This is a genomic window from Marinicauda pacifica (genome assembly GCF_004793635.1).
Taxonomy (GTDB): domain Bacteria; phylum Pseudomonadota; class Alphaproteobacteria; order Caulobacterales; family Maricaulaceae; genus Marinicauda; species Marinicauda pacifica.
In genome coordinates this window covers 660895-687055 of the sequence record NZ_SRXV01000001.1, presented here as the reverse complement: position 1 = coordinate 687055, position 26161 = coordinate 660895, and the positions used below count along the sequence as shown (strand labels likewise).

Sequence of the window (26161 nt, the reverse complement as noted above, 5' to 3'; positions counted from 1 at the left end):
CATGGTCCAGAAAACGAGAGTCGGCGTCCTGATCTCGGGGCGCGGGTCCAACCTGCAGGCATTGATCGATGCCTGTCAGAAAGACGACTTTCCGGCCGAAATTGGCCTGGTAGTCTCCAACAAGGCTGGCGCGCAGGGCCTGGACCGTGCGCGCGAAGCCGGCATCGCGACCGCGTGTATCGATCACACGCTGTTTGAAGAGCGCGAATTGTTCGAAGAGGAAATGGATCGGCAGCTGCGTGAGGCGAAGATCAAGTTTCTTTGCCTGGCAGGCTTCATGCGCATCCTGACCCCCTATTTCATCGACCGCTGGCGCGACAAGCTGATCAATATCCACCCCTCCCTGCTGCCCGCATTCAAAGGGGTTTCCACGCATGAGCGCGCCATCGAGAGCGGGGTTCGAATTCACGGCTGCACCGTACACTTCGTGCGCCCGGAAATGGATGACGGTCCGATCATCGGACAGGCTGCCGTACCGGTCCTGCCGGGCGACGATGCAGACAGCCTGTCGCGCCGGGTGTTGGAGGCTGAACACCGGCTTTACCCCACCTGTCTGAAACTACTCGTGGAAGGAAAGGCGCGCGTGACGGCCGAACGGGTTCGCATGCAGGCAAACGTCGCCGCCGACCCCGACCGCCGCATCTTCAACCCCAGCGTCTAGCCCCGGACGCGCCGGGGAGGCACGCCATGCGCATCACCGAGACGCTGGCCATCGACGAGAGCGAGATCGAGGAGCGCTTCGTGCGCGCCTCCGGCCCTGGCGGTCAGCACGTCAACACGACGTCGAGCGCGGTCCAGCTGCGCTTCGACGTCAAGGGTTCACCCAGCCTGCCCGATGCGGTCAAACACCGCCTGATGCGCCTGGCCGGGAGCCGAATGACGAAGACCGGCGAGCTGATCATCCAGGCCGATGGCGAGCGCAGCCAGGCGCGCAATCGCGAGGCCGCGCGCGAACGGCTCAAAGCCCTATTGATCGCTGCGACCAAGACACCGAAACCTCGAAAGAAATCGCGGCCCTCCCTGTCCTCGGTGCGCCGCCAGAAGCAGGCCAAGAAGCAGCGTAGCGACAAGAAGGCGCTGCGCCGCACACCGCGTGCGGAGTGAAATCGGCCTGCTGCGCGCCTATCTGATCCCATCATGATCAAGCCGGAAACCCTGCTTCGAGAAACCGCCAAGGGCCTGTGGTGCGAACCCGGCGGTTTTTTCATCGACCCCATGCGCCCCAGCGATACGGCGGTGGTGACACACGGCCATGCCGATCACGCCCGCGCCGGGCATGATCTCGTGCTGGCAACTGCCGAGACGCTGGCCATCATGGCCGCGCGCTATGGTGAGGAATTCTGCCGCTCGCGCACGCCTGCCGCCTATGGCGAGGTGACGCGGATCGGCGAGGTCGACGTCAGCCTGCATCCTGCCGGGCATGTGCTGGGCTCCGCCCAGGTCCTGCTGGAATGGAAGGGGCTGCGCATCTGCGTGTCGGGAGACTACAAGCGCCGCCGGGACCCGACCTGCGCGGCCTTTGAGGTCGTGCCTGCCCATGTCTTCGTCAGCGAAGCCACTTTCGGCCTTCCGGTCTTTCGTCACCCCGACGACCGCGATGAAATCGCCAAGCTGTTGGGCAGCCTGAAGACCTCGCCCGATCGCGCACACCTGGTCGGTGCCTACGCGCTGGGCAAGGCGCAGCGCGTGATCTGCCTGCTGCGCGAAGCCGGGTATCACGCTCCTATCTATATCCATGGCGCGCTCAAAGCGCTGTGCGATCTCTACCGCGACCACGGGGTCGAGCTGGGCGAGCTGCGCGATGCCACGGTCAAGGACGGTGCGGGAGACAAGACCGATTTTGCCGGTCAGGTCGTCATCGGACCGCCCTCCTCCTTCCAGACAAGCTGGGCACGGCGGTTTCCCGATCCTGTCATCGCCTTCGCATCCGGCTGGATGGGCGTGCGGGCGCGAGCGCGCCAGCGCGGCGTGGAATTGCCGTTGATCCTCTCAGATCACGCCGACTGGGACGAGCTGACCCAGACGGTGAAAGACGTGAACCCCGAGCAATTATGGATCACACACGGGCGGGATGACGCGCTTGCCCGCTGGGCCGAGCTGGAAGGCTTCTCCGCCCGGCCCCTGAGCCTGGTTGGCTATGAGGACGAGGACGACTAGCTAGGACGTCAGGGCCTTCGCCTGACCCACCCAGTCATCGCGCCGGATTCGCCCGCGGCCGGCGATCATCGCATCGTATCGGTCGATGTCCTCATCGCTCCACGCCGCGATGTGGGACAGGCGCGTGACCCCGGCTTCATTCAGCTTCTCAGCCGCTCGCGGACCCAGCCCCTTGATCTGAGTGATATCGCTGTCCCCGCCTGAATCGGCAGATACCGGCTTCGTCCCCGTCGAGCCGGTCTTTGCTGCGGGTTTGGCACGCGGCTTGGCAGCGGGCTTGGCCGCAGGCTTCGGTTTCGCCGTCGTCCCGGTCTTGGCTCCCTTGTCGGGGGCGACCGGCGCAGTCGGACCCACGGCCACCGGATCGGCGGCCTTGTCGGCAGCGCCGGTTTCGGCCTTGGCGTGGTCAGGAGTGGCCACCTTGCCCGCTGAAGCCGTCTTGGCCGGCTCGGCTTTGGTCTCGAGCTTCGTTTCCTGACGCGCCTCGGGCTTTGGGGCCGGAGCGGGCGAAGGGGCGGCCGCAGGCTTGTTCTTGTCCGGCGCGGCTTGAGCGCCGGGCTCCGCCTCGTCAGATCGGCCGCGCGCCATCCAGCCGACAATGCCGCCGCCTAAAAGCGCCAGCGCCAGAAGAATCCACATTTGCCAAGTCAGCCACAGCATGGTTGCCCCTTCCCTGTTTTCTATTGCGGGTCATCTTCACCAACTTCAGGCGCACTCACAGGTTCCGCTCCCGTGTCCTGCTGCGCCTCGACAGGTGCCTGAATCTCGAAGCGGAGCGCAGTTATTCCATCTGCCGGCAGGGTCGAGGCCAGAAACCGGTCCTCTTCCAGGCCGGCCGCGCTCATCGCGTCGATCACCGAGCGGGCCCGGTCGAGCGCGAGCGCTTCGCCGCCTTCGCCTTCATTGACCTGGACGGCAACGCCCAGCGGCGGCGTATCGCACCGGGCGAAGGCCTCTCCGGCCCTGCGCAACGTATTGCGCGAAGCCTCGTTCAATTGTGCACTTCCCGGGGTGAAGGCTACGGGTCGCGGGCCAAGTGCGGCATTCACCGCGGCTTCGCAAAGCCGGAAATCGGTGATCTCCGCCTCGTAAGTCCCGCCGGGGGCTCGCACGAGAGCGGTCGCCACGTAGCCTGCAGGCGAATTGCTCATCGCCGAGCGCACCGAAGCCACCGTTTGCGCGTTGGTCGACAGTCCCGTCACGACCAGGCGATCGCCGGCCATGACCGCGGAACCGGTATCCAGGCGCGCCAGTTCGCCCAGCATCAGGCGTGCGGCCGCTTCCCAGTTTGCCGGGGCACCGCCGGGCGCGAGCTGAACATCGACGCTGGCACGACCGGGAAATAACAAGACAGCCAGATCATTGAGACGCGCCTGGCCCACGGCATCCGGAGCAAAGCCGCTGAGGGTGAGCCGGCTGCCAATCAGATCCGCCCGCAGGCGAAATCGTGTGTCTTGAAGGTCGACGCGCGTTTCGTCGATCACGCGTGTGATGCCGCCTGCAACGATGCCGCCTGCCCACGCCGCCCGACTGACTGCGTCCAGCGCGCGTGACTGCGCGTCCTGGTCAGGCGCAAGGCCTGTCACGATGGCGACCTGCCCGTCCATCCGGACCTCTGCCCAGCCTTCAGCGCGCACCGAATAAAGGGCTTCATCTGCCGCGTCCTGAAGACGCGCCTCCAGGTTGCGGGCCGAAAGCGGACTCGCGAATATCGCCAGGGCGCCGAACACCAGGAAGATGACGAGACCTGCAAGCAGGATTTTGCGGCGCGGTGTCAGCATGAGCATCCCGTTGGATTGGCAGCGTCGAACACAATAGATCGAAGTGCGCGCCTTTCGGGAAGCCTATTCCTCACCGAAAGTAAACGGCGCACGACCACGCACGTGCGGATCAAGGCGCAGCTTGCGCTGCAAGGGCGGGAAAGCCCGTTCGGCACAGCCGCGACGTTCGCACAGGCGGCAGGACAAGCCCACCTCGAGCGGGGCTTCGAAGTCCGGCACCCGGTAGACCAGACGCTCGGCCTCCTTGGCTTCGCACCCCAGCGCGAGCGTCTGCATCTGAACCGAGCCGCCCGGCAAGGGCCGGGTTACCGCCTTGGCGACCGACACAAAGCGCATCCGGTCCGGCAACTCGATCAGGTTGACGTGAATGCGCTCCGGCATGCGGAAGGCATCATGAAGACGCCAGCGCGCACAGCCCCCGCTGGAACGCGCAAAAGGGATAACCCCGCCACCAAAGCGTTTGGTGACATTGCCGGCCTGGTCCACCCGGATCATGAAGAACGGAATGCCCCGGCTGCCGGGCCGGTTCAAGGTTGTGAGCCGGTGGCAGACCTGCTCGAAGCTGGCCTGGAAGCGGCGCGCAATGGCATCGATGTCGTAGCACGTCTTCTCCGCCAGCCGGTAGAAGGCGTCATAGGGCATCATGATCGCGGCCGCGAGATAGTTGGACAATGCAGCGCGATAGAGCTGGTCTGCCCCGTCACCGGAAAAATTTGCGCGAGCCGCCTCTTCATCCAGAACATCCCCGGCTTCCAGCAGGCCCAGAGTAGCGGCGATATGGAAGACGCGTCCTTCTGCACTCAGGTGCTCGGACAGGAGGAGCTTGCGAGCATGAAAGTCGAAGCGCCGGAGCGCCCCGTCCATCACTTCGTCGTCATACAGGCGCACGGCCGCTCCGTGCTCCGTCCGCAAGCGCTGGCTTAACGCCAGCTCGAGCGGCATATCCGGATCCAGACCGGCGCGCAGGGTCTCGGCCACAGCCTCCAGATCGGGGAAATGGTTCTGGCGGCCGTCGAGCGCGTCGCGAACCTCCTCCAGCGGCGAGACCACCGCCCCGTCGCCTGCACCGCCCGCCATCTGGGCAGCGAGATCGGACGCGCTCGTGCTTGCCTCGCGCCAGGCTTGGTACAGCCGGGACAAGGCATCGGCCGCACGCGGATTGGCATCGACCAGATCGCGCAGATCGCGCTGGTCGAGGTCCACCCCCTTGAGTACCGGATCGCGGGCCAGCGCATCGAGATCGGCCAGGATCTGCCGGTCGCCCTCGCTGGCGAAAGCGCGCACGTCAATATCGAAGGCCTGCGCCAAGGATAATAGAACGCGCGCCGTAACCGGTCGCTGGTTACGCTCGAGAAGATTGAGATAGCTGGCCGACACGCCGAGCGCCTCGGCGAACTGGGCCTGTGTCTGGCCAATATCCTTGCGCAGGCGACGCAGGCGGGCCCCCGCAAAAAGCTTTTCCTGACGCTCAGTCATACAAAAAGTTACATCTTTACAAGATTACACGATACATCATGATACACGCTATCCGCTTTCTGTACATAGAGAAATAGACGCATTGTGGTCCATGCACGATAGTCCTTGTCAAAGCACATACACCTGAAAGGACACATCCATGACCTCGTTCTACGATCTCGTGCCCGGCGCCAAGAGCGGCCGCTTTGACGGTATCGAACGCAATTACAGCCCGGAAGACGTGCAGAAGCTGCGCGGCTCCGTGCAGATCCAGCACACCCTGGCTGAGCGCGGTGCGGTCAAGCTGTGGGATTTGCTGCGCAGCGAACCCTATATCAACGCGCTCGGCGCCCTGTCGGGAAACCAGGCCATGCAGATGGTTCGCGCCGGGCTGAAAGCGATCTACCTGTCCGGTTGGCAGGTCGCCGCCGACGCGAACACGGCCGGCGCCATGTATCCCGACCAGTCGCTCTACCCTGCTAACTCCGCGCCGGAGCTGGCGCGCAAGATCAACCGCACGCTCCAGCGTGCCGACCAGATCGAAGTCGCCGAGAAAGGCAAGGCCGAACGCGATTGGTTCGCGCCGATCGTGGCCGACGCCGAAGCCGGCTTTGGCGGAACGCTGAACTGCTTCGAGATCATGAAGGCCTTCATCGAGGCGGGCGCGGCCGGTGTACACTTTGAAGATCAGGTCGCGGCCGAGAAGAAGTGCGGCCATCTGGGCGGCAAGGTTCTCATCCCGACCGCGCAACACGTGCGTAATCTGAACGCGGCACGCCTGGCAGCCGACGTGATGGGCGTACCCACGATCACGGTCGCGCGGACCGACGCGGAATCCGCCACTCTGATCAACTCCGACATCGATGAGGGCGACCACGAGTTCATCGATTTCGATGCGGGCCGGACACCGGAAGGCTTCTATCGCCTCAAGCAGGGTGTGGGCGTCGATCACTGCATCAAGCGCGGTCTCGCCTATGCGAAAGTTGCCGATCTGCTGTGGTGGGAAACCTCCAAGCCGAATCTCGACGAGGCCAAGCGCTTTGCCGAAGCGGTCCAGAAAGAGTTCCCGGGCAAGATGATGGCCTACAACTGTTCGCCGTCGTTCAACTGGGAAGCCAATCTGGACAAGGCGACGATCGAAACCTACCAACGCGAGCTCGGGGCCATGGGCTACAAGTTCCAGTTCGTGACGCTGGCCGGCTTCCACCAGCTCAACTACGGCATGTTCGAGCTGGCCCGCGGCTACAAGGATCGCGGCATGGGCGCCTATTCCGAGCTCCAGCAGGCCGAGTTCGGCGCGGAGAAGGACGGTTACACCGCCACGCGTCACCAGCGCGAAGTCGGCACCGGCTATTTCGACCTGGTTAACACGACGCTGTCGGGTGGTGAATCTTCAACCACGGCGATGGGCCAGTCGACCGAGACCGCGCAGTTCAAAAAAGAACCGGCTGAATAGACAGGACCCGTCAGGGCGGACCAAAGTGTCCGCCCTGCCCTTGTTCTCTTTCCAACCGGACCGGGACGTCAAATGACCGAGACCATCCGCACCGCGGATCTCTGCGACGCGCATCCTGACACGATGCGCGTCTTTCTTCCTGGGCTGCAGTCCTTTGGCGGCGTGGCCCTGTTTCACGGCCCCTGCGTGACGCTGCGCACCGTTGACGACAATTCGGTGGTGAAAGACTGCCTCGGCGAGCCCGGTGAGGGCCGCGTTCTGGTCGTCGACAATGCCGGATCGCTGCGCCGCGCCCTGGTCGGCGGCAATCTCGCCGAGCTGGGCGCGAGGAATGGCTGGGCGGGCCTCATCGTCAACGGCGCGATCCGGGACCGTCACGAACTCGCGGGCATCGAGATAGGTATCCTGGCGCTCGCAAGCGTGTCGATGAAGACCGACAAGCGCGGCATCGGCACGCTCGGCGTTCCTGTCAGCGTGCGCGGCGTCACAGTGGACCCGGGAGACTGGATCTATGCCGATCTCGACGGTGTGGTCAGCGCGCCTCATCCGGTTCACGACACACATTCATAGGAGGTCTGCCAATGAGCGGAACGACAATTTCCACGCCGGACGGCGTGACGGTACGCGGCGAAATTCGCGAGGGATACGACTCCATCCTGACCGACGAAGCCCTGGAGCTTCTGGCCGGTATTCACCGCCGTTTCGATTCCGAGCGCAGACGATTGCTCAAGGCGCGTCTGGAACGTCAAGCACGGCTCGATTCGGGCGAAGAACAGCTCGATTTTCCTGCCGAAACGGCCGCCATCCGGGCCGGCGAATGGACCGTGCCGCCCGCCCCGGCCGACCTGGCCGATCGCCGTGTCGAGATCACAGGACCCGTTGATCGCAAGATGATCATCAACGCGCTGAATTCCGGCGCGAAAGGGTTCATGGCCGACTTCGAGGATGCGTCGAGCCCGTCCTGGACCAATATGATGGACGGCCAGATCAATCTTCGCGATGCCGTCCATGGCAAGATTGATTTCACCGACGAGACGAGCGGGAAGAGCTACGCGCTGAAAGCGGATACGGCGGTCCTGATCGTGCGGGCACGCGGTCTGCATCTCGACGAGGTCCATCTGGAAATCGACGGTGCGCCGATGGCTGGCGCCTTTTTCGACTTCGCGCTCTACCTGCTGCACAATCATGAAGAGCTGAAAAAGCGCGGGACGGGACCGTATTTCTATCTGCCCAAGCTGGAAACGCGCCACGAGGCGCGCCTGTGGTCTCTGGTCATCCGCCACTGCGAGGAGACGCTCGGGCTGGAGCGCGGGACGGTGCGGGTTACCGTTCTGATCGAGACCCTGCCCGCGGCATTCGAGCTGGATGAGATCATCTACGCCCTGCGCGAAAACCTCACCGCCCTGAATGCGGGACGCTGGGACTATATCTTCAGCTATATCAAGCGCCAGCGGACCGATGGCTCGAAGATCCTGCCCGACAGGGCGGCCGTGACGATGGCAGTCCCCTTCATGGCCGAATATGCCAAGCGGGTTATCGCGGTCTGTCACCGGCGCGGGGCGCATGCGATGGGCGGGATGAGCGCCTTCATCCCGGTCAAGGGCGATGACGCCAAGAATGAAGCGGCCATGGACAAGGTGAAGGCGGACAAGACGCGCGAAGCCGAAGCGGGTCATGACGGTGCCTGGGTCGCCCACCCTGCCCTTGTGCCGATCGCGATGGCTGCGTTCGACAAGGTGATGGACGGCCCCAATCAGCTATCCAAAGTCCCCGAAGTCGCAGAAGACCGCGACCTCTACCTGACGCCGCCAGGCGGGGACATCACCCATGAAGGCGTGCGCGGCAATATCGATGTCGCGATCCGCTACCTTTCCTCCTGGCTCACGGGGCGCGGAGCCGTGCCGATCCACAATCTGATGGAAGACGCGGCCACCGCTGAAATCAGCAGGGCCCAGCTCTGGCAATGGCGGGTGCATGGCGCAGTCCTGGCAAGCGGCGAGACAGTCGACAGGGCCTATCTGGAGAAGGCGATCACAAGCGTGGTCGAGGAGCTCAAGGCCGAGCTTGGCAACGAGACCTGGAGCCGCAATCGCGCCGATGAAGCCGTCGAAATCTTCCGTGAGCTGGTCATGGACGACAGCTTCGAGGAATTCCTGACATTGCCGGCCTATCGCAGAATCGCGTCGGCCTAGGACCGCCGGCCCCCGTCCTTCTCGATGCCAAAAGCCGGAAGCAGCCCGCTTCCGGCTTTTTTGTGCGCCAGCGCAATCGCACGAACGCAAAAGGGCCGGAGCGCATTGCTCCGGCCCTCCTGTGTCTGGCGCTGGCCTGGAGGCCAGGCTTCAGTTGCTTACCACTCGGTCCGCACGGTCACACCCCAGGTGCGCGGGGCACCAAGGAAGGCCATGTAGCTGGCCGTCGCGCGCGGATCGTTCGATGTGCCCGCGCCACCACGGCGGCCTTGCGCAAAGGCGTCGAACGCGACCTGAGCGTAGGTCTCGTCGGTGAGGTTGCGGCCCCAGACATCAACGGACCACGGGCCCTCTTCCGGCCCGATGCCCAGGCGTGCGTTGAGCAGGGTGAACCCTTCCTGGACCTTCTCCGGATCGAGATCGGAGCCGGTGTTGTATTCGGACACATAACGGGCATCGAGGCTTGCGCTACCCATCAGGCCGGCGAACAGCGGACGCTCATAGATCACCTGGCCGGTCAGGAAGTGCTCCGGCGAGAGCGAGTAATCCTTGCCCTCGATCGCATCCACAAGCGGGTCGCCCGTATTAACTTCCGAGTATTCCGAGTTCACGTACGCGTATCCGCCCGACAGATCGAGACCGTCGATCGGGGTTGCATAGGCGAAATCGATCTCCACACCCTTGGTCTCGGATTCGTCGACGCTCTCCACAACGAAGGCCAGCCCGTTGAAGGTGTTGAGCTGGAAGTCTTCAACCTGCTGCCAGTAGGCCGTGGCATTCAGCTGCAGCACGTTGCTGAACAACTGGGATTTGAAGCCGAGTTCATAGGAATCGATGATCTCAGGAGCGAAGGATGTGTCCGGATCGGTATACCCGTTCGGCCCGATCGGACCGTTCAGCTGACGGTCGAGGTTGAAACCACCTGCCTTGAAGCCGCGTGAATAGCCCGCGAACACCATGACGTCGTCGGTAAGGTCATACGTCGCCCGGAGCGTCCCGCTGACTTCCTCGTCGGAGCGTTCCTGGTCGTAGCCGTTGGCGTCGAGACCGGAACGGGCGTACGGAAGACAGGCTGACGGGACCAGGCCGCCAAGCGGTGTTCCGGCAAACGTCGAGATCGGGTCAAACCCGCCATAGGTCTCAAACAGGCTGCAACCAAGCGGAGAGTTCGTGTCAAAGCTCGCCACTACGTTCTTGGTTTCGTGCGTGTAGCGCAGACCTGCCGTGATCGCGAAACGATCGGTGAACTGATAGGTGTTGTGCGTGAACACTGCCCAGCTGACAGCCGTCTGGTTGTAAAGATCCTGGTTCGGACCGGATCCGGCCGGGAAGAAAGAGCCCGCCGGTTGCGGCGTGTAGCCAGGGAGAGCTGGGAATGGCGGAACGAAGCCGAGCGCGATCGCGTTCAGCGTGTCCGAAATGAAGGTTGGGTTCGTGCCATTCGAGGCCGCGAGGCTGAGGAAAGCTTCCCAGTCCTCGCCGAACTGAAGGGCGTCGCCGAGCTCAAGGTCTTCGTGCGAATAGAATCCACCTACCAGCCAGTCCAGATCGCCCCAATTGCCATTCAGCCGAAGCTCCTGAGACAGGCGCGACAGGTCCGTGAAATTGTGCTCCGGATCGCGATAGGAAATATCGGCGCTGGTATAGTCGACGTCCTGCCCGCGCGAGTTAGACCAGTTTCGATAAGCGGTCACACTCGTCAGCGTGCCGATCGGCATGTCGATGTCGAATTCAGCCGAGATGCCGCGATCTTCGACCGTCTGATCGTACGTCCGGTTGGCGTAAGCGATACGCTCATCGGGATCGGCGGGGTAGTTGACGTCACCACCCACAGCCCGGACCAGCGCATAGGCGGTCGGCGTGTAATCGTAAGCCACGGCCGAGCAGCAGAACTCGTCGCGCTGGGAATAGTCCGCGATGATGCGGCCTTCGACCGAGGCACTGGGCGTCCAGAGAAGCTGCCCACGAATGGTCTGGTAATTCTCGGTTTCGGATTCGGTGAGCTCTGCATTGGCTCCCTTGCCGACGATCAGATCGGTATAGCCGTCACGTTCGGCATCTGCTGCAAACAGCCGGAAGGCCAGCTGGTCCTCGAAGATCGGCCCGGTGATCGAGCCGCTCAAGCGGCGATAGCCGTAATCGCCGAGTTGTGCCTCAGCGCCGCCACCCCATTCGAATTCAGGCGCCTGCGTGGTGATGCTCAGCACACCGGCCGAGGTGTTCTTCCCGAACAGGGTCCCCTGCGGGCCGCGCAGAACTTCGATCCGCTCGAGTTCACCCAGGTCGCCGAAACCGACGCCGTTGCGCGACCGGAAGACACCATCAATGTAGACGCCCACAGAACTCTCAAGGCCGAAATTGTCCCCGACCGTACCGACGCCGCGAATACGGGCGGTGGTGATCGTCTCCGACTGGGTGGAGGTGACCATCAGCCCTGGGGCGATGGAAATCAGATCCTTGATGTCCTGAACGCCGGACTGGTTCAGCGCTTGAGTGTCGTAGGCCCCGATGGAAATCGGAACGTCTTGTGCACTCTGTTCGCGCTGCTGGGCCGTCACCGTGATGACGTCAACGGTGCGACGATCCTGCGGAGCGTCCTGTGCCGTCGCTGCGCTGGCCACGGCCAGCGTAGATGCGGCGCCCAAAAGCAATGCGCGCGTGAAACGTAAAGTCATAAAAGTCCTCCCGAGACTGGCCCGCTTGTTTAGCGCGGTACGTGTGCTGCAATGCACTTGGCGCCACCATGTCGCATTCGCTCCGGATCGAGAAGACCTCAAACCACCGGCACAGGCAGGAAAACCGGTGCAACACCCGTCTTTCTCTGCGTTTTTACAAAAGCGTTGCAATACGGACACGTCATTATTCATCATTACGCTGCATCTGCGAAGATGTCCCCGCACTACACTGCAATGCACAACGATTCTGTTGCGCTGCAGCAGAATCGTTGTGCTTCCCCGCTTACAAAATCTCCATACACCTGGGCCAGACTACTGGCCTGCAAGGGTACAGGGCGATGAGTGGATCTGCTTTCGACGCGCTGAGACGACATCTGGCAAGCGCCGAGCATGTCGATATCAGCCAGTATGAATTCATCAACCTTGCTGCGGTGCGCGAAGCGGCCGGGGATAACTGGGATAATATCAAGAGCCGAGTCTTCGTTGCGGCCGAATCGATCATCCAAAGCCATCTTGCCGACGAGGATCTCGTCATCCGTTGTGCCTCCGGCTATCTGGTGGTGTTCCACGACACCAGCGGCCTCGAGGCAGAGGCGCTGACCGAGGCCATTCGCCAGGAGCTACAAACTTTCTTCCTTGGTGAAGACCTGACCCGGCGGCTATCGGTCGAGGCAGAGTTCGAGACTTTGTCCGTGGCCGAGTTCGCCGCCAAGCTTGATGCTGCCGAGGTAGACGAAACCGAAATCTCCGTTTCCGCCCGGAAGACTGTCCGAGAGATCGGCGAACGCAGACAGATCGACGACACCGTCTTCTGGTCGGCCTGGAACCCCAAGCAGGAAGCGGTCGCGGCCTTCGCCGCGGTCGGGCGCAAGGCTCGTCCGGACCAATCAGGCTGGTTGCTGCAGGATGAGATTCTCGGCCAGGGATTCGGATCAGCGGATCGGCTTGCAATAGACCTGCAGGTGCTGGCCGAGGCCCAGAGCGCGTTGAAGGCTCTCACACAGCAGCGCCTTCGATGCGGCGTGATCGTTCCTGTCGGTTACAGCGTGCTCTCGCACGGACCGAGCCGCATACGGTTTGCGTCCACCCTCACTCAGATGCCGGATGAATTGCGCAAGCTCATCTTTCTCAACGTGGAAAACGCGCCGATCGATGCCCCCGCGAGCCAGGTCAACGAGAGCTGCCGGAGCGTGCTCAATTGCTGCGGCCGACTCATGATCCGCGCGCCGCTCGATGCGCTGAGCCTGGAGCGATTTCGCGATTCCGGCGCCTCCCTCGTCGGAGCGCGCCTGCCAGCGCACTACCGAGACAGCCTGCCGGCACAAATCGAACGATTCACGGCCATCGCCAGACGCCTCGGCGTCCCGATCTATCTGGATGGCATCCGGGACTGGAACGCGCTCAAGGCGGCCCTCGCCTCCCCCGCGCAGCTGCTGATCGGTCCGGCCTTCGGCGAACAGCCAGGCTTGTCGGCCCCGCACAAGCTGTCCCGAGCCCGCGCCCTGTCCTCTGCCGCGTGACGCTGGCCGATTGCAATTGGACATCCGCAGTGACTACTCTGCCTGATACAAAATAACAGGGGAGTTCTCATGAAATATCGTTTGCTCGGCGCTGCAGCCGCAATTGCTCTTGCCGGCTTTGGTCCGGTCGCGGCCCAGAGCGGGCAGCAACCTCTCCAGTTCGTGGATATCTTCAGCCTGGAAATGGCAGCCAACCCGCAGATCAGCCCGAATGGCGATCGCGTCGTCTATCAGCGCCGCTCCAACGATATCATGACCGATCAGACCGCCTCGGCGCTGTGGATTGTCGATTATGACGGCTCCGATCATTTGCCTTTGGTGACCGGGCCCGGCAACTATTCAAGCCCTGTATGGGCTCCAGACAGTGAGCGCCTGGCCTTCGTGGCCAGCGAAAACGAAAAAACCCAGCTACGCGTGGTCTGGCCGGATCGGGGCGTCACGGCCAAGCTGGCCACTTTGCCGAGCGGGGCGAGCAATATCAGCTGGTCACCGAACGGAGAATGGCTGGCATTCACGGCCTTCGTGCGCGGCCCTGGTCCGCAGGTCGATATCGGCATGCCAACGCCGCCGCCGGGTGCTGATTGGGCAGAGTCCGCCCTTGTCGACGAAACCGTGCGCTACGAGTTCGACGGCGTGGGTGAGCTTCCCGATGGCGGGCAGCAGATCTTCGTCATCTCCGCCGAAGGCGGCACGCCCCGGCAATTGACCGAGCTTGCCGGTGGCTCGCCGAGCGCGCCCGTCTGGGCACCGAACGGTCAGGAGCTTTTCTATTCCTACGGCGGCGATGCAGAAACCAACTTCGATTTCTCCGAGAGCGACATCTATGCGGTCTCGCTCGATGGTGCAGACCCCCGTCAGATTACGGACTACCCCGGGGCAGAATCCTCGCCCTCCATCTCTCCTGACGGCGAGACTCTCGCGTATCTAGGATTTGAGAACCGCCAGGCCTCTCAACAGAACACTCATCTCTTCCTGCTTGAGTTAGATGGCGGCGAGCCACGCGAGCTGCTGCCCGATCTCGATCGCGGGATTGGCGCGGCCGAGTGGGACAGTTCGGGCAACGGTTTGTGGATCACTTATGACGATCGCGGCCGCAGCCTGCTTTCCTATGTCGGCACGAACGGGAATTTACAGGCCGTGACCGATGACCTGGGCGGGCTGGTCTTTGGACGCCCCTACACATCGGGCGCCTTTTCCATCTCCGACAATGGCCGCTTCGCTGCCAGCATCGGCACGGCGAACGACCTCGCCAATGTCGGCGTCGGTAACCGGCGGGGGAACGTCTCCGTCATCACCGACCTTAACGATGACATACTGGGTCAGCGCGCTCTGGCCCGGGTCGAGGAGATTACATGGACCAGTTCGGCGCCCGACGGGCGCGAGATCCAGGGCTGGATCGCCTATCCTCCAGATTTCGACGAAGACCAGGACTATCCGCTCATCCTCGAAATCCACGGCGGGCCGCACACCGCCTACGGGCCTCACTTCTCCGGCGAGGTCCAGCTCTACGCGGCCGCCGGTTATGTCGTCCTCTACACCAATCCGCGAGGCTCCACGTCCTACGGTGAGGATTTCGCCAATCTCATCGACAAAGCCTATCCCGGCGAGGATGTGGACGACCTTCTTTCCGGCGTCGACGCAGTCGTCGAACGAGGCTTCATCGATTCTGACCGCCTGTTTGTCACCGGCGGGTCGGGCGGCGGTGTCCTGACTGCAGAACTGATCGGCAACGACACTCGCTTTGCCGCCGCCGCAGTCGCCAAGCCTGTGATCAACTGGACCAGCTTCATCCTGGCCGCAGACATCGGCCCCACTGTGATGCCGTACTGGTTCGGCGTGACGCCCTGGGAAGCGCCGGAGGTCTATTGGGAACGATCACCGCTCTCGCACGTCGGTGACGTGGAAACGCCAACCCTCGTCATTGTCGGCGCAGAGGATCGCCGGACGCCGGTTTTCGAAGCCGAACAATACTACAACGCGTTGCAGATCCGCGGCGTCGAGTCCCGCCTGGTGCGCATTCCCGGCGCGTATCACGGCATCGCCGATTCACGCCCCTCCCGCCTGCTCCAGAAGGCCGGACACATCCTGGCCTGGTTCGACGCACACGATCCGGCGAACGCCGACAACTAGCGCTACCGCTCCGCTACCCGGCCGCACATTCTTTCAGTCGGGCCGACACCGGCCCGGCTGAGAGAATCAGGCGACGTCGCCAGTCAGGCGCCGCCTGGCACGGTCAGCGCCAATCAGTGGAAGCAGGACAGCCATTTCCGGGCCGTGGCTTTGACCGGTCAGAGCCTGACGCAAAGGCATGAAGAGTGACTTGCCCTTACGCCCGGTCTGCTCCTTGAGCGCAGACGTCCAGGTCGACCAGCTCTGAGCGTCGAGCGGGTCGGCGGGCAGCAGCTCGGCTGCGGCCCGGAGAAACTCGGCATCTTCCTCGGCAATAGCCGGAGTGACCGGCCCCGCAATCAAAACATGCCAGTCCTTGGCGTCGTTCAGCGTTTCCAGATTTGGCCGAATGGCCTCCCAGGCCAGAGCATCGAGCTTCGCGCCCATCGCGGCCAGACGATCGGAGACGGCGTCGAACCGCATATCGTGTAGCAGACGGGCATTCAGGCGCCGCATGTCTGCCGGATCCAGACGGGCAGGAGTGCGGGACAGCTTGGACAGATCGAAATCGGTGACAAGCGCCTCAACGGTGGGACGAACTTCGACGGGATCGGAGGTGCCAACCTTGGCCAGGACAGAGAGAATGGCCAATGGCTCGATCGCCTCCTCCTCACGAAGGCCCTGAACGGACAGCGAGCCCAGACGCTTGGAGAGCTTTTCCCCATCTGCACCGACCAGCAATGGATGATGGCCAAGCTCCGGCGCGGCATCGGGTCCGCCAAGCGCATGAAAAATCTCGATCTGCGCGGCCGAATTGGTCACATGGTCTTCGCCGCGGATAATGTGGGTGATCCCGGCGTCGATATCATCCACAACGCTAGGCAGGGTATAGAGATAGCTGCCGTCTTCGCGGATCAGGATGGGGTCGGAGACCGAGTTGGTCTCGATGTGCGAGGCTCCCCGCACCAGGTCGTTCCACTCGATGCGGCCACCTGACAGCTTGAAGCGCCAGTGGGGTTTGCGCCCCTCGGCCTCATATTTCGCCTTGTCCGCCTCGGTCAGCGACAGCGCAGCGCGGTCATAGACCGGGGGCTTGCCCTGTGCGCGCTGGATCTTCCTCTTCCGGTCAAGCTCGTCCTCGGTCTCGTAGCAGGGATAGAGCAGACCGTCCGCGATCAGCTTCTCCTTGGCTTTCTCGTACTGTGCAAAGCGCGCCGACTGGTTGAACGTCTCGTCCCAGACAAGGCCGAGCCAGGTGAGGTCTTCCTTGATGCCTTGCTCATATTCCTTGGTGGAGCGCTCGAGATCGGTATCGTCAATGCGCAGGACGAACTGCCCGCCGTGCGACTTGGCGAACATGTAATTCATGAGCGCCGTGCGCACATTGCCGACATGGATGCGCCCGGTGGGGCTGGGAGCAAAGCGGACTTTCACAGTCATCGGTCGTAATCCTGGAAAATAGGCAGTCAGGCAGGCGCTTTGCCACGCACGCCCGTGCGCGTCAAACACCCGCCTCTCTTTGACAGATCAACTCAGGCGGCTGTCGCCGCCGGCGGCTTCGTCAATCCGCAGCGCAGTCTCGAGCGCCAGCAGGCCATCGCTGCCGCTCGCGGCAACCGACCGGGCCTTCGGATCCAGAACCGCGCTGATGAAGGCACCGACATTAGCGCCGAGGGAATCCCTGGCCTGTGGTGCGTCCGCGAAGTCGGGATCAAGACGCAGCGCCCCCTCATTGGCAAAGCGCTTATTGAGGAAGTCGACCTCGACCTGGTCTCCCCCCTCGTAGCCGAGCAACATCACACGGTCGCGCACCTCGGCCACACGGCTGGACTCTAGGGTTGCAGTAAACCCGTCCTCGAACTCGAGGCTGGCGTAGATATGGTCTCCCAACCCGCCACGATCGGCCTTGAGTTCCGCCTCGATGTGCCGCGGCCCCTGCCCGGCGAGCGCGAGCACCAGATCAATGTCGTGGATCATCAGGTCAAGCGTGACCGATACGTCGAGATTGCGCGGCGACGGCGTACCCATCCGGCGCGCGTGCAACAGCTTGAGCCGGGGAAGCTCGCCAAACAGCCCCATCGCATCGAAGACGAAGCGCTCCTGATGACCCACTTGAAGGATCAGCTCGCGCTCCTTCGCCAAAGAAACGAGGTCCCTGCCCTCGCTCACGCTGGCGGCCACCGGCTTCTCGACCAGGACATGCCGCCCTGCGCTCAGAGCGCGGCTCACGGCATCGTGGTGAAACATGGCCGGGCTCGCCACGGTGAGGATATCAGCCGCCTCGATCAGCGCGCTCAGACTGGAGAAAACCTCGCCGCCATGCGTCTGCGTGAGACGAGCGCTATGGTCTGAAACCGGATCGAAGACACCGATGAATTCTGTCCGCTCATCAGCGACGTATTTGCTGGCGTGATAACCGCCGAACACACCCGCACCGACGACCCCGGCACGCAAGGGTTTTGCTTGTTCGCTCATGAGCATGCAAAGAGCATACTGGGGCTCGCCTTGCAAAGCCGCGCTTCAGGTTTTTCGTCACCGCTTGCCGTTGACGCTGTTGTGCGCCCGGATCAAGCGCTATCGTTCGTTCGGGGAGGCTGATGATGGCCCAGGACAAACAGCGCGAAGGTCCGGATGGGCCTAGCGTTTCAGACATCGCTGTGGCATTTGGCGCGGAGGGGCCGCTGCGCCGGTTCTTTGGTACGCTGTTCGCGTCCGTCGTCACACCCAATACGGTGCTGCGCGATGCCTTCGAGAACGGCTCCCGCTTCATCTCCCCCTTTGCGGGTCTTCGTGATCCTGACCGGCGCCGTGCTGGCGTTGATGACATTTCTGGATGCTCGAACGAACTTTGCGCTTGAGTTGGCGCTCGCCCCAGGCGGGCGGGACGCAGCCATGGACCATGTACGAGCCCAAGGGGTCGACCCGGCCGCACTTGAGGCCGCGTTTGATACCTGGATGCGCATGTCCGCCTGGCCCGTCATTATCGTGTCCTCAGCCATCTTCATCGTCATTCTCAAGCTCTACCGTCCGTCGATCACGTGGTGGGGCCATGTGTGCGCCTACCTGGTTGCGATGAATGCGCTGAGCGTGATCACGCTGGTGGCGGTGGTGCTCAGCCTGACTGGCCTTGAGCTTCTCGCCGCTGTGGTTGGCGGCCTGGCGATGGTCATTTATCTGGCGGCCTTTGTCAGGATTGGCGCCGGCGTGTTCAAGCTTGGCCCCTTCGAACTCGTTGCACTCTTTCTAGGCGTCGTGATCGGTAACATTCTGGTTGCAGCCGTCATGGCGGGGCTTCAATTCGCGCTCGCAATCTATATCGTTTCGCGGTTCGACCTTTCGCTTCTTCAGCTGATCGAGATCAGCATTGAAGCTTCATCCAGCTAACGGGACCGATCATGAAATCGCGCGAAATCCACCTGACCAAGAACTTCACCGGTCCGGTCAAGCCGGACTATTTCGAACTTGCCGAGGTCGATGTGCCCGAGCCGAACGATGGCGAGGTCCAGGTCAAAAACGAATGGCTCTCTGTCGACCCGTATATGCGGGGCCGGATGATCGGGGTGAAGACTTACGTCGATCCGTTCAAGCCGGGTGGTTCCATGGAAGGCGGCGCTGTCGGGCGCATCGTCAAATCTAAGTCCGACAAGTACGCCGAAGGCGATTACGTGTTTTCCATGCATGGCTGGCGCGAGGCCTGGACCGCGCCGGCCAAAGGACTGATGAAGGTCGATGCCGACCTTCTGCCTGCGCAGACCTATCTCGGCATCGCCGGCATGCCGGGCCTGACCGCCTATGTCGGTCTGAAGCGCATTATCGACCTCAAAGACGGCGAGACACTCTGGATGAGCGCCGGCGCGGGTGCGGTCGGCACGGCCGGGATCCAGTTTGCCAAGGCCATGGGCGCCAAGGTGATTGCGACAGCCGGCGGAAAAGACAAGTGCGCCCTTTGCGAGCAACTCGGCGCAGACGCGGCCGTGGATTACAAGGCCACCGACGATCTCGCCGGCGCGCTTCGCGCTGCGGCCAAGTCGATCGGATCAAAAGGCATTGATGCCTACTACGAAAATGTCGGTGGGGACCATCTGGAGGCGGCGCTCGATGTGCTGAACCAGTATGGACGCATCGCTGCGTGCGGGATGATCGCCCGCTATAATGACGATCGCCCGGTGCCGGGGCCCGCCAACCTGGTCCAGATCGTCGGCAAATCGCTCAGGATGCAGGGCTTCATCGTGATGGATCACGTCGATCTGAACGACGCTTTCATCAAGGACCTGTCCGACTGGATGATGGCAGGCAAGGTCCAGTCGAAGGAAACGGTCTACGAGGGCATCGAGAACATGCCCGAAGCGTTCATGGGGCTGTTTAGCGGTACCAACACCGGCAAGATGCTGGTCAAGCTCTGAGCGAGACCGGTTCCATCCGACGGTTGATCATCGTGAAGGCCGGGCTTTGTGCCCGGCCTTTGCGATTCCAGAAACGACCGCCGGCAAATGTCGCAGACGCAGAAACTCCCGGCCGCCCGGACGCCCTCTACCCCTGCGGGTAAGAAGCCCGCCGCTTGAGCCTGCCGAGAAGGCCGCCTCCCGCGACAGCGCCCGCCAGCGCAGCGAAATCGGAGCTTCCCGTGAGGGTGTCGATCCCCCAGAACGCGAGAATCGCTGCGCACACGGCCAGACTGGAAACCGACAGAGCGTTCAAGAATGGATCAGAAACCTGTCTCATGGTTTCTAAAATGCAAACGATGAGCCAGAAGCGCGCCTGATTATTAACCATAAAGCGTAAGTTTCGCCGGTCTGACTGCGGAAAACCGCTGTTTTCTTCCGTATTGGCTTGCATTGCCTGGCAAGAATCGCGCTTCATTCGCTTGTCCTATCGGAAGAGCGGCCAAGTCGGGATGTCCTGTTTCGATGCCGCCAGAACACCAAAGGGGGGTCCCCTCAATGAACAAATCTGAACTCGCTAAAGCCGTCGCCGACGCGTCCGGCATCACCCGCACGCAAGCTGGCGAAGCGGTAGATGCGGTGATCGACTCTGTCACCGGCGCCGTGAAGAAAGGCGACACCGTTCAGCTCGCCGGCTTCGGCACCTTCCACCCGAAGCACCGTGAAGCTCGCGAAGTCCGCAATCCGCGTACCGGCGAGAAGATGATGTCCAAGGCGAAGACCTCGCTGGCCTTCCGCCCGGCGTCCTCGTTGAAAGACATCTAAGCGATCCACATCGCCACGATGACAAACGCCGCCCGGTTGATCCGGGCGGCGTTTTCAATTGTGGGTCTGCCAGCATTATTCCGCTGCGCGGCGAAACCCCTGGGCGGGTTTGAGCGCGTCAGAAATCTGGAACGCCATTTCCAACGCCTGATCGGCGTTCAGGCGCGGATCGCAATGAGTGTGATACCGCGAGGACAAGTCAGCCTCGGACAAGTGTCCTGCCCCGCCCACGCACTCGGTCACATCCTGGCCGGTCATTTCGAAATGGACCCCGCCAGGCTCCAGACCTTCGGCCCGCAGGACTTCGATGAATTGCCGAAGCTCGCTCAGCACTGAATCGAAGATCCGGGTCTTGTAGCCGTTCTGCGTCTTGGTCGTATTGCCGTGCATGGGGTCGCAGGACCACACGACCCGCTTACCGGCGGCCTTGACCTTGCGCACCAGCGGCGGCAGCCCCTCACCGACTTTGTCTGCGCCCATGCGCGCATAAAGGATAAGCCGCCCAGCCTCGTTTTGCGGGTTGAGGATGTCGATCAAGCGCAGGAGTTCGTCCGGATCCAGGCTAGGGCCGCATTTGAGGCCGATCGGGTTTTCCAGCCCACGCATGAATTCAACATGGGCCCCGTCCGGCTGGCGTGTACGATCGCCGATCCAGAGCAGGTGTGCAGAGGTGGCGTAGTAGCGCCCGGTCGAGGAATCCACGCGCGTCAGGGCTTCCTCGAAGGGAAGGTGGAGGGCTTCATGACTGGTAAAGAAGTCCACGCCCTCCAGCGACGGGGCTGAATCCTGCGTCACGCCGCACGCGCGCATGAACGCCAGCGCCTCGCCGATGCGGTCGGCGTATTCCTGATAGCGCTCGCCGGCTGCGCTGTTGCCCAAGCGCTCCAAGGTCCACTGGTGGACATTGTGCAGATCGGCATAACCGCCCGAAGCAAGTGCGCGCAGCAGGTTCAACGTGCCGGCGGCCTGGTCATACGCTTTGATCAGACGATGCGGGTCCGGCACCCGCGCTTCCGGCGCAAACGCCATGTCGTTGATGGAGTCCCCGCGATAGCTCGGCAACTCGACACCATCCTGAATCTCGACATCGGACGAGCGCGGCTTGGCGAACTGTCCTGCTATCCGACCGACCTTCACCACAGGCTTGGCTGCAGCAAACGTCATCACGACGGCCATCTGAAGCAGCACGCGAAAGGTATCGCGTACATTGTCGGAGGAAAACTCCTTGAAACTCTCCGCGCAATCGCCTCCTTGAAGGACGAAAGCATCGCCATTGGCCGCATTGGCCAACTGGCGCCTAAGGCGGCGCGCCTCACCCGCAAAAACAAGCGGGGGGCGCCGGCGCAACTGGTCGAGTACATCGTCGAGCTGGGAGGCATCCGGATAAGTGGGAAGCTGCCGCACTTGCTTGGTTTTCCAGCTATCAGGGGTCCATGTTTGCGTATTCATTGCCTTGCCAGTCACTCTGCGTTGAACGATTACTGTATGTGGATAAGTCGCGTGCGGTAAGCCCTCATGCTGCAGCCGCGTCATAATGCATCAAAAAAACCCCCGGCCAATCTGGCCGGGGGTCTGGTCACGCGATAATGCGTAAGTTCCGCCTACCGGCTTTGTTCGAAGAGTTCACGTCCGATAAGCCAGCGGCGAATCTCGCTGGTTCCGGCGCCGATTTCATAGAGCTTTGCATCGCGCAGCAGGCGCCCCGTCGGATACTCGTTGATATAACCGTTGCCACCAAGAATCTGGATGGCGTCCAGAGCAGACTGGGTCGCCGCCTCGGCCGCAAACAGGATTGCGCCTGCAGCGTCCTTGCGCGTCGTCTTTCCCCTGTCGCAGGCCTGGGCGACCGAATACACGTAGGCGCGCGATGCATTCATGCGGGTATACATGTCAGCCAGCTTGCCCTGGATGAGCTGAAACTCACCGATCGACTGACCGAATTGTGTGCGTTCGTGGACATAGGGCATGACCACGTCCATGCAGGCTTGCATGATGCCGACCGGACCGGCCGCCAGAACTGCCCGCTCGTAGTCCAGTCCGCTCATCAGAACTTTAACGCCGCCACCGATGCCGCCGAGGATATTCTCTTCGGGCACTTCGCAGTCCTCAAACACCAGTTCACCGGTTTCCGAGCCACGCATCCCGAGCTTGTCGAGCTTCTGCGCGATCGAGAATCCGGTCATCCCCTTCTCAATCATGAAGGCGGTGATGCCCTTGGACCCACTCGCGGGATCGGTCTTGGCATAGACGACCAGCGTGTCTGCGCTCGGCCCGTTAGTGATCCACATTTTCGAGCCGTTCAGGATGTAACGATCACCCTTTTTTTCAGCCTTCAACTTCATGGAGACCACATCTGACCCTGCGCCTGTCTCCGACATGGCGAGCGCGCCAATATGTTCGCCGGAGATGAGCTTGGGCAGGTATTTTTCCTTCTGCGCCTGAGATCCGTTTATCCGGATCTGGTTCACACAGAGGTTGGAATGGGCGCCGTAGGACAAACCGACCGATGCGCTGGCCCGCGAAATCTCTTCCATCGCGATGCAATGTTCGACATAGCCGAGCGCGGAGCCTCCGAACTCCTCCTCGACCGTGATACCAAGCAAGCCGAGTTCACCCAATTTGGGCCAGAGATCGGCAGGAAACTCGTCCTTGGAGTCGATCTCGGCCGCACGCGGCGCGATATGGTCGGACGCAAAGGACTGAACGGTGTCACGGAGCATGTCGGCGGTATCGCCGAGATCAAACTCCAGAGTGGGATATTGATTAGAGATCATGCTGGCGGAGATACCACTTCGCCCGTCGCCGTCAAGCGCGCGGCCGGACGTTGCGCAGCCTATCCCTATCCCGTTTTGACACCCTGCGACGATTTTCGATTATTCGACGGAGGATCTCACCGGCGTATCATCAGAGGGCTTGGCCCGTGTTGCAAGCATCCAGCCCGAGGCTGTCATGAGTACGAGCCCGAGCGCCAACGACACCGGTCCCGTCACCAGAAAGCCCTCGCGTTGATAAAGATCGAAATGGCGGATGAGATCCCATGCTCCGAAGCCGCCTAGCCCGGCACCGATGGTGAAGTTCAACGCGTAGATCCACCGCCCGTCAGCCTGCGACGGAGACTGGGACGTCTCATGATGGAACGCATCGTGGGCCTCTCGCCCTGCAACCAGTTCAGGATGCAGCTCTTCCTCATCGGTGTAGTCGAGTTCTTCAAATTCAGCCGGGCGCGTCACGCCGCCCACTTCGCCAGAGAAACCAGGCGCCGGCGCGGGGCCGTCATCGTGAACGGGAGGCTGGACCGTGACGGGTGCTCCGCGTACAGGAACCGGGCCCACCGATACCGTGCCATAGACAAACCGCTTGTCCGCTGGCGCCGCGCTCACCGGAGCAGAATCGGCCTTGACCGGAGCGACCGCAGCGGGCGCCGGGGATGCATCAGATTGGGCGAGTTTTGCCTGACCATAAATGGGCTGCAGGAAGGCATAGCCCAATTGAACTTCCGGACCGACCTCCGGCGCGGCGGAGTCGGACTCGCTGGTCGGAACGCTGACCGACGTGGCAATCTCCCGGGCCATACGGGTCATGACGCGCTGCACGGTCGCATCCTGTTCCGCCTTCTCCGGCGAGGAGGAGGCGGTCGGCGTTTCAATACTCGGGTCCGCCGGCTCGACAGACGCCTCATGAGGGGAGGTCCCCTCTTCAGTCAAATCGACGGCAGGCTCATCCTTGATGTCTTCGGCCGGGCCCACCGAACGCTCCAGCGCCGCTTCGGCCGGCTCAAGCGAAGCGTCAGGTTCGCTATCCGGCTCCGGACCAAGCGCGCGATCAAGCGGCGTGTCATTGTCTTCAACCTGGTCCAGACCAAGCGCTTCGCCGGTGTCTGCTTCGCCTTCCGGCGGATCTTCAAACTCGATTTCCAGATCGACCAGCGGGCCGAGACGCGGCTGGGCTGTCTCTTCGAGATCATCGCCCCGGGAAGCGCCGATGTCGGCAACCTCAGGCTCGATCACTGCAATCGGGCTCGGTCCGGCTGCAGACTCTCCTGATCCGGTCGCGTCGGAGCGTGAGGAGGCTTCCGTGTCCGCGTCGTCCGCAGACTCAAGCCCTTTCAAGAATAGCGATTTTTCTGCAGCGCGGCGCGCGACCAGATGGTCGGATACGACCAGGCGGCCATCTTCTTCGGCTCGCACCCAGGTCTCCATCGCCCGGGCTGCATCCTCCATCCGGCCCGCTTTGGCCAATCGCGCCACGTCAGAGACCTTGAAAGCACCCGGGCCGATCGAGCAGGCAAAGGAGACAAGCGCGTCCCGTACCGGTCTGGCGAGACTTTCACCGACACCGGCCTCAACCGCCTGCTCGGCGTTCAGGACGTCGTAGATCATCAGGAGTTCGGCGTCGTCGCGCGAGACCGTCACGCCTTCGCGCGCTGTCGTCGTGTGACCATACCCCACGACCCACCGGCGACCCCTGCGGACCGCTTCGGGCCGGAAGGGTTCATGGGCCTTGATAAGCTCCCGCGCTGCGCGGCTCGATTTCAACTGCGGTTTCATCGCTGTCCCGTTTAGAAACGTTTAACGCCTTCACGGAGGGTGTGATGCAAACCCGAAGCCGTTACTCCCCGGACGGGGTGTAAATGTCGACCGAGCTCACGGCGGTGAACGGCGCGAAGAAGCCGGAACCAGCTCCGCCACCGATCAGGAATATCTGGTTGCCATTGCTGGCAGCGGCCGCTTCGGTGCGTGGCACCATGAGTTGCGGACCGCTCTGCCAGCGGCGTTGCGATACCGGCAGGTAGAGCATGTCCGACAGGGTGCGCCGCAGGTCCGGGCTACGGCCCCCAAAAACGTAGATCACCCCATCGTGAAGCGCGGCAGCATGGCCGGCACGTGGTTCAGGCAGCGCCGGACCGATACGCCAGACCCCGGTCAGCGGGTTGAAAACGTCGACGCGAGCGGTCGCCTCGCCGCCCGTGGCGCCTCCGAGAAGCCAGATTTCGTCTCCTACTACGACTACTACCGCGCCGCGACGGTTGATCTCGGGAGGCGCTTCGATCGCCGACCACAAGCCGGCCTCGATGTCGTAGACAAACACACCCGGAGCGCCCTCCTCGCCACCGATGGCGTAAAGCGATCCATCGAATGCAACGAGCGAGAACGCGGCCTTGGGCCCGGGAAGATCGGCCTCGGCCTGCCAGACATCCATCTCGGGATCGTAGGACCAGACCCCGGAGGTCGCACTGCTGGTCGAGTCCGAGCTGTACCCGCCCGCAATCCAGAGCCGTTCATCGCCCGCGGCCATGCCGAAACGCTCCAGCCCGGTGGGCAGAGGCGCAAGCGGACGCCAGCGCCCGGTAGCGGTTTCATAGACCTCGAAATCGTCGCGCGGATTGACGAGGCCGGCACCGCCGGCGGCATAGAGATTTCCCTCAAACTCCACGGCACTGAGACCGGCGCGCGGCGTTTCGAGATCAGGTCCCTGACGCCATGCCGTCGTGGTCAGGACCGGATCGGAGGTTTGCGAACCGGCCGCTTCCTGTGCGAGCGCGGGAGAGAGACTCAATGCGCCAGCGAGACCCATAAGGGCCAAGGTGTGTTGAAACTTCATCTAAAAGC

23 protein-coding genes are annotated in these 26161 nt (G+C 62.5%); 12 read left to right on the top strand and 11 right to left on the bottom strand.

Features of this window, described 5'->3' with window-relative positions; genetic code table 11:
* The first annotated feature begins 1 nt into the window (after position 1).
* Genes purN through E5162_RS03360 form a run of 3 tightly spaced genes read left to right on the top strand, consistent with a single transcriptional unit; the run spans position 2 to position 2157 of the window.
* Positions 2-661 (top strand): phosphoribosylglycinamide formyltransferase, encoded by a 660-nt coding sequence (gene purN / locus E5162_RS03370; RefSeq protein WP_135943523.1) that lies wholly within the window; start codon positions 2-4, stop codon positions 659-661.
* Between the two features lie 26 nt (positions 662-687).
* On the top strand, positions 688-1104 hold the full coding sequence (arfB, locus tag E5162_RS03365; protein ID WP_135943522.1) for an alternative ribosome rescue aminoacyl-tRNA hydrolase ArfB: 417 nt from the start codon (positions 688-690) through the stop codon (positions 1102-1104).
* A gap of 33 nt (positions 1105-1137) precedes the next feature.
* Positions 1138-2157, top strand: a complete 1020-nt coding sequence (locus E5162_RS03360; RefSeq protein ID WP_135943521.1) for a ligase-associated DNA damage response exonuclease — start codon at positions 1138-1140, stop codon at positions 2155-2157.
* Here the strand turns inward: E5162_RS03360 and E5162_RS03355 are convergent, their stop codons facing one another.
* The 3 genes from E5162_RS03355 to E5162_RS03345 form a co-directional block, all read right to left on the bottom strand.
* The gene (locus E5162_RS03355) at positions 2158-2817 is read right to left on the bottom strand and encodes a hypothetical protein (RefSeq protein ID WP_135943520.1); all 660 of its coding nucleotides are present in this window, start codon (positions 2815-2817) and stop codon (positions 2158-2160) included. It lies immediately after the preceding gene.
* A gap of 20 nt (positions 2818-2837) precedes the next feature.
* Entirely contained in the window at positions 2838-3938 is a 1101-nt protein-coding gene (locus E5162_RS03350; protein ID WP_135943519.1) for a hypothetical protein, read from the bottom strand.
* Positions 3939-4001: 63 nt separating this feature from the next.
* Positions 4002-5414 carry a helix-turn-helix domain-containing protein gene (locus E5162_RS03345; protein WP_135943518.1) on the bottom strand — a complete coding sequence of 471 codons (1413 nt, stop codon included), beginning with the start codon at positions 5412-5414 and terminating at the stop codon, positions 4002-4004.
* Between the two features lie 139 nt (positions 5415-5553).
* Here E5162_RS03345 and aceA point away from each other — a divergent pair, with 139 nt between their 5' ends.
* From aceA to aceB, 3 genes are all read left to right on the top strand, one after another.
* The gene (gene aceA / locus E5162_RS03340) at positions 5554-6849 is read left to right on the top strand and encodes an isocitrate lyase (RefSeq protein WP_135943517.1); all 1296 of its coding nucleotides are present in this window, start codon (positions 5554-5556) and stop codon (positions 6847-6849) included.
* Between the two features lie 72 nt (positions 6850-6921).
* Entirely contained in the window at positions 6922-7419 is a 498-nt protein-coding gene (gene rraA / locus E5162_RS03335) for a ribonuclease E activity regulator RraA (RefSeq protein WP_135943516.1), read from the top strand.
* 11 nt (positions 7420-7430) lie between these two features.
* Positions 7431-9041: a malate synthase A gene (gene aceB, locus E5162_RS03330; protein WP_135943515.1), complete on the top strand. Its 1611-nt coding sequence runs from the start codon at positions 7431-7433 to the stop codon at positions 9039-9041.
* Between the two features lie 158 nt (positions 9042-9199).
* Here aceB and E5162_RS03325 read toward each other — a convergent pair whose 3' ends face one another.
* Positions 9200-11716 (bottom strand): TonB-dependent receptor, encoded by a 2517-nt coding sequence (locus E5162_RS03325; RefSeq protein ID WP_135943514.1) that lies wholly within the window; start codon positions 11714-11716, stop codon positions 9200-9202.
* A 68-nt stretch (positions 11717-11784) separates the two neighbouring features.
* Between E5162_RS03325 and E5162_RS03320 the strand changes: the two genes are divergently transcribed.
* Both E5162_RS03320 and E5162_RS03315 read left to right on the top strand, forming a co-directional pair.
* A complete protein-coding gene (locus E5162_RS03320) occupies positions 11785-13236 on the top strand; it encodes a hypothetical protein (protein ID WP_135943513.1) in 1452 nt (483 codons plus the stop codon).
* Between the two features lie 69 nt (positions 13237-13305).
* Positions 13306-15366, top strand: coding sequence for a S9 family peptidase (locus tag E5162_RS03315; RefSeq protein ID WP_135943512.1), 2061 nt, complete (start codon positions 13306-13308; stop codon positions 15364-15366).
* A gap of 66 nt (positions 15367-15432) precedes the next feature.
* On the opposite strand, the gene gltX is transcribed toward E5162_RS03315, so the two are convergent.
* Together gltX and E5162_RS03305 are read right to left on the bottom strand one after the other, a co-directional pair.
* Complete coding sequence (gene gltX / locus E5162_RS03310) at positions 15433-16785, bottom strand: glutamate--tRNA ligase (RefSeq protein ID WP_135943511.1); 1353 nt, start codon at positions 16783-16785, stop codon at positions 15433-15435.
* An 87-nt stretch (positions 16786-16872) separates the two neighbouring features.
* Positions 16873-17820, bottom strand: a complete 948-nt coding sequence (locus E5162_RS03305) for a Gfo/Idh/MocA family protein (protein ID WP_158291184.1) — start codon at positions 17818-17820, stop codon at positions 16873-16875.
* Between the two features lie 122 nt (positions 17821-17942).
* Between E5162_RS03305 and E5162_RS03300 the strand changes: the two genes are divergently transcribed.
* Genes E5162_RS03300 through E5162_RS03290 form a run of 3 tightly spaced genes read left to right on the top strand, consistent with a single transcriptional unit; the run spans position 17943 to position 19748 of the window.
* Entirely contained in the window at positions 17943-18203 is a 261-nt protein-coding gene (locus E5162_RS03300) for a hypothetical protein (RefSeq protein WP_158291183.1), read from the top strand.
* 34 nt (positions 18204-18237) lie between these two features.
* Positions 18238-18729 carry a hypothetical protein gene (locus E5162_RS03295; protein ID WP_135943508.1) on the top strand — a complete coding sequence of 164 codons (492 nt, stop codon included), beginning with the start codon at positions 18238-18240 and terminating at the stop codon, positions 18727-18729.
* Positions 18730-18740: 11 nt separating this feature from the next.
* Positions 18741-19748, top strand: coding sequence for an NADP-dependent oxidoreductase (locus tag E5162_RS03290; RefSeq protein WP_135943507.1), 1008 nt, complete (start codon positions 18741-18743; stop codon positions 19746-19748).
* Positions 19749-19875: 127 nt separating this feature from the next.
* On the opposite strand, the gene E5162_RS03285 is transcribed toward E5162_RS03290, so the two are convergent.
* On the bottom strand, positions 19876-20205 hold the full coding sequence (locus E5162_RS03285) for a hypothetical protein (protein WP_135943506.1): 330 nt from the start codon (positions 20203-20205) through the stop codon (positions 19876-19878).
* An 80-nt stretch (positions 20206-20285) separates the two neighbouring features.
* Between E5162_RS03285 and E5162_RS03280 the strand changes: the two genes are divergently transcribed.
* Positions 20286-20552 (top strand): HU family DNA-binding protein, encoded by a 267-nt coding sequence (locus E5162_RS03280; protein WP_135943505.1) that lies wholly within the window; start codon positions 20286-20288, stop codon positions 20550-20552.
* Positions 20553-20627: 75 nt separating this feature from the next.
* Here E5162_RS03280 and E5162_RS03275 read toward each other — a convergent pair whose 3' ends face one another.
* The 4 genes from E5162_RS03275 to E5162_RS03260 form a co-directional block, all read right to left on the bottom strand.
* The gene (locus E5162_RS03275) at positions 20628-22001 is read right to left on the bottom strand and encodes a class II 3-deoxy-7-phosphoheptulonate synthase (protein WP_135943504.1); all 1374 of its coding nucleotides are present in this window, start codon (positions 21999-22001) and stop codon (positions 20628-20630) included.
* 152 nt (positions 22002-22153) lie between these two features.
* On the bottom strand, positions 22154-23326 hold the full coding sequence (locus E5162_RS03270; RefSeq protein ID WP_135943503.1) for an isovaleryl-CoA dehydrogenase: 1173 nt from the start codon (positions 23324-23326) through the stop codon (positions 22154-22156).
* Between the two features lie 99 nt (positions 23327-23425).
* A complete protein-coding gene (locus E5162_RS03265) occupies positions 23426-25099 on the bottom strand; it encodes a glycoside hydrolase family protein (RefSeq protein ID WP_135943502.1) in 1674 nt (557 codons plus the stop codon).
* 61 nt (positions 25100-25160) lie between these two features.
* Positions 25161-26153, bottom strand: a complete 993-nt coding sequence (locus E5162_RS03260) for a Kelch repeat-containing protein (protein WP_135943501.1) — start codon at positions 26151-26153, stop codon at positions 25161-25163.
* Positions 26154-26161: the final 8 nt, after the last annotated feature.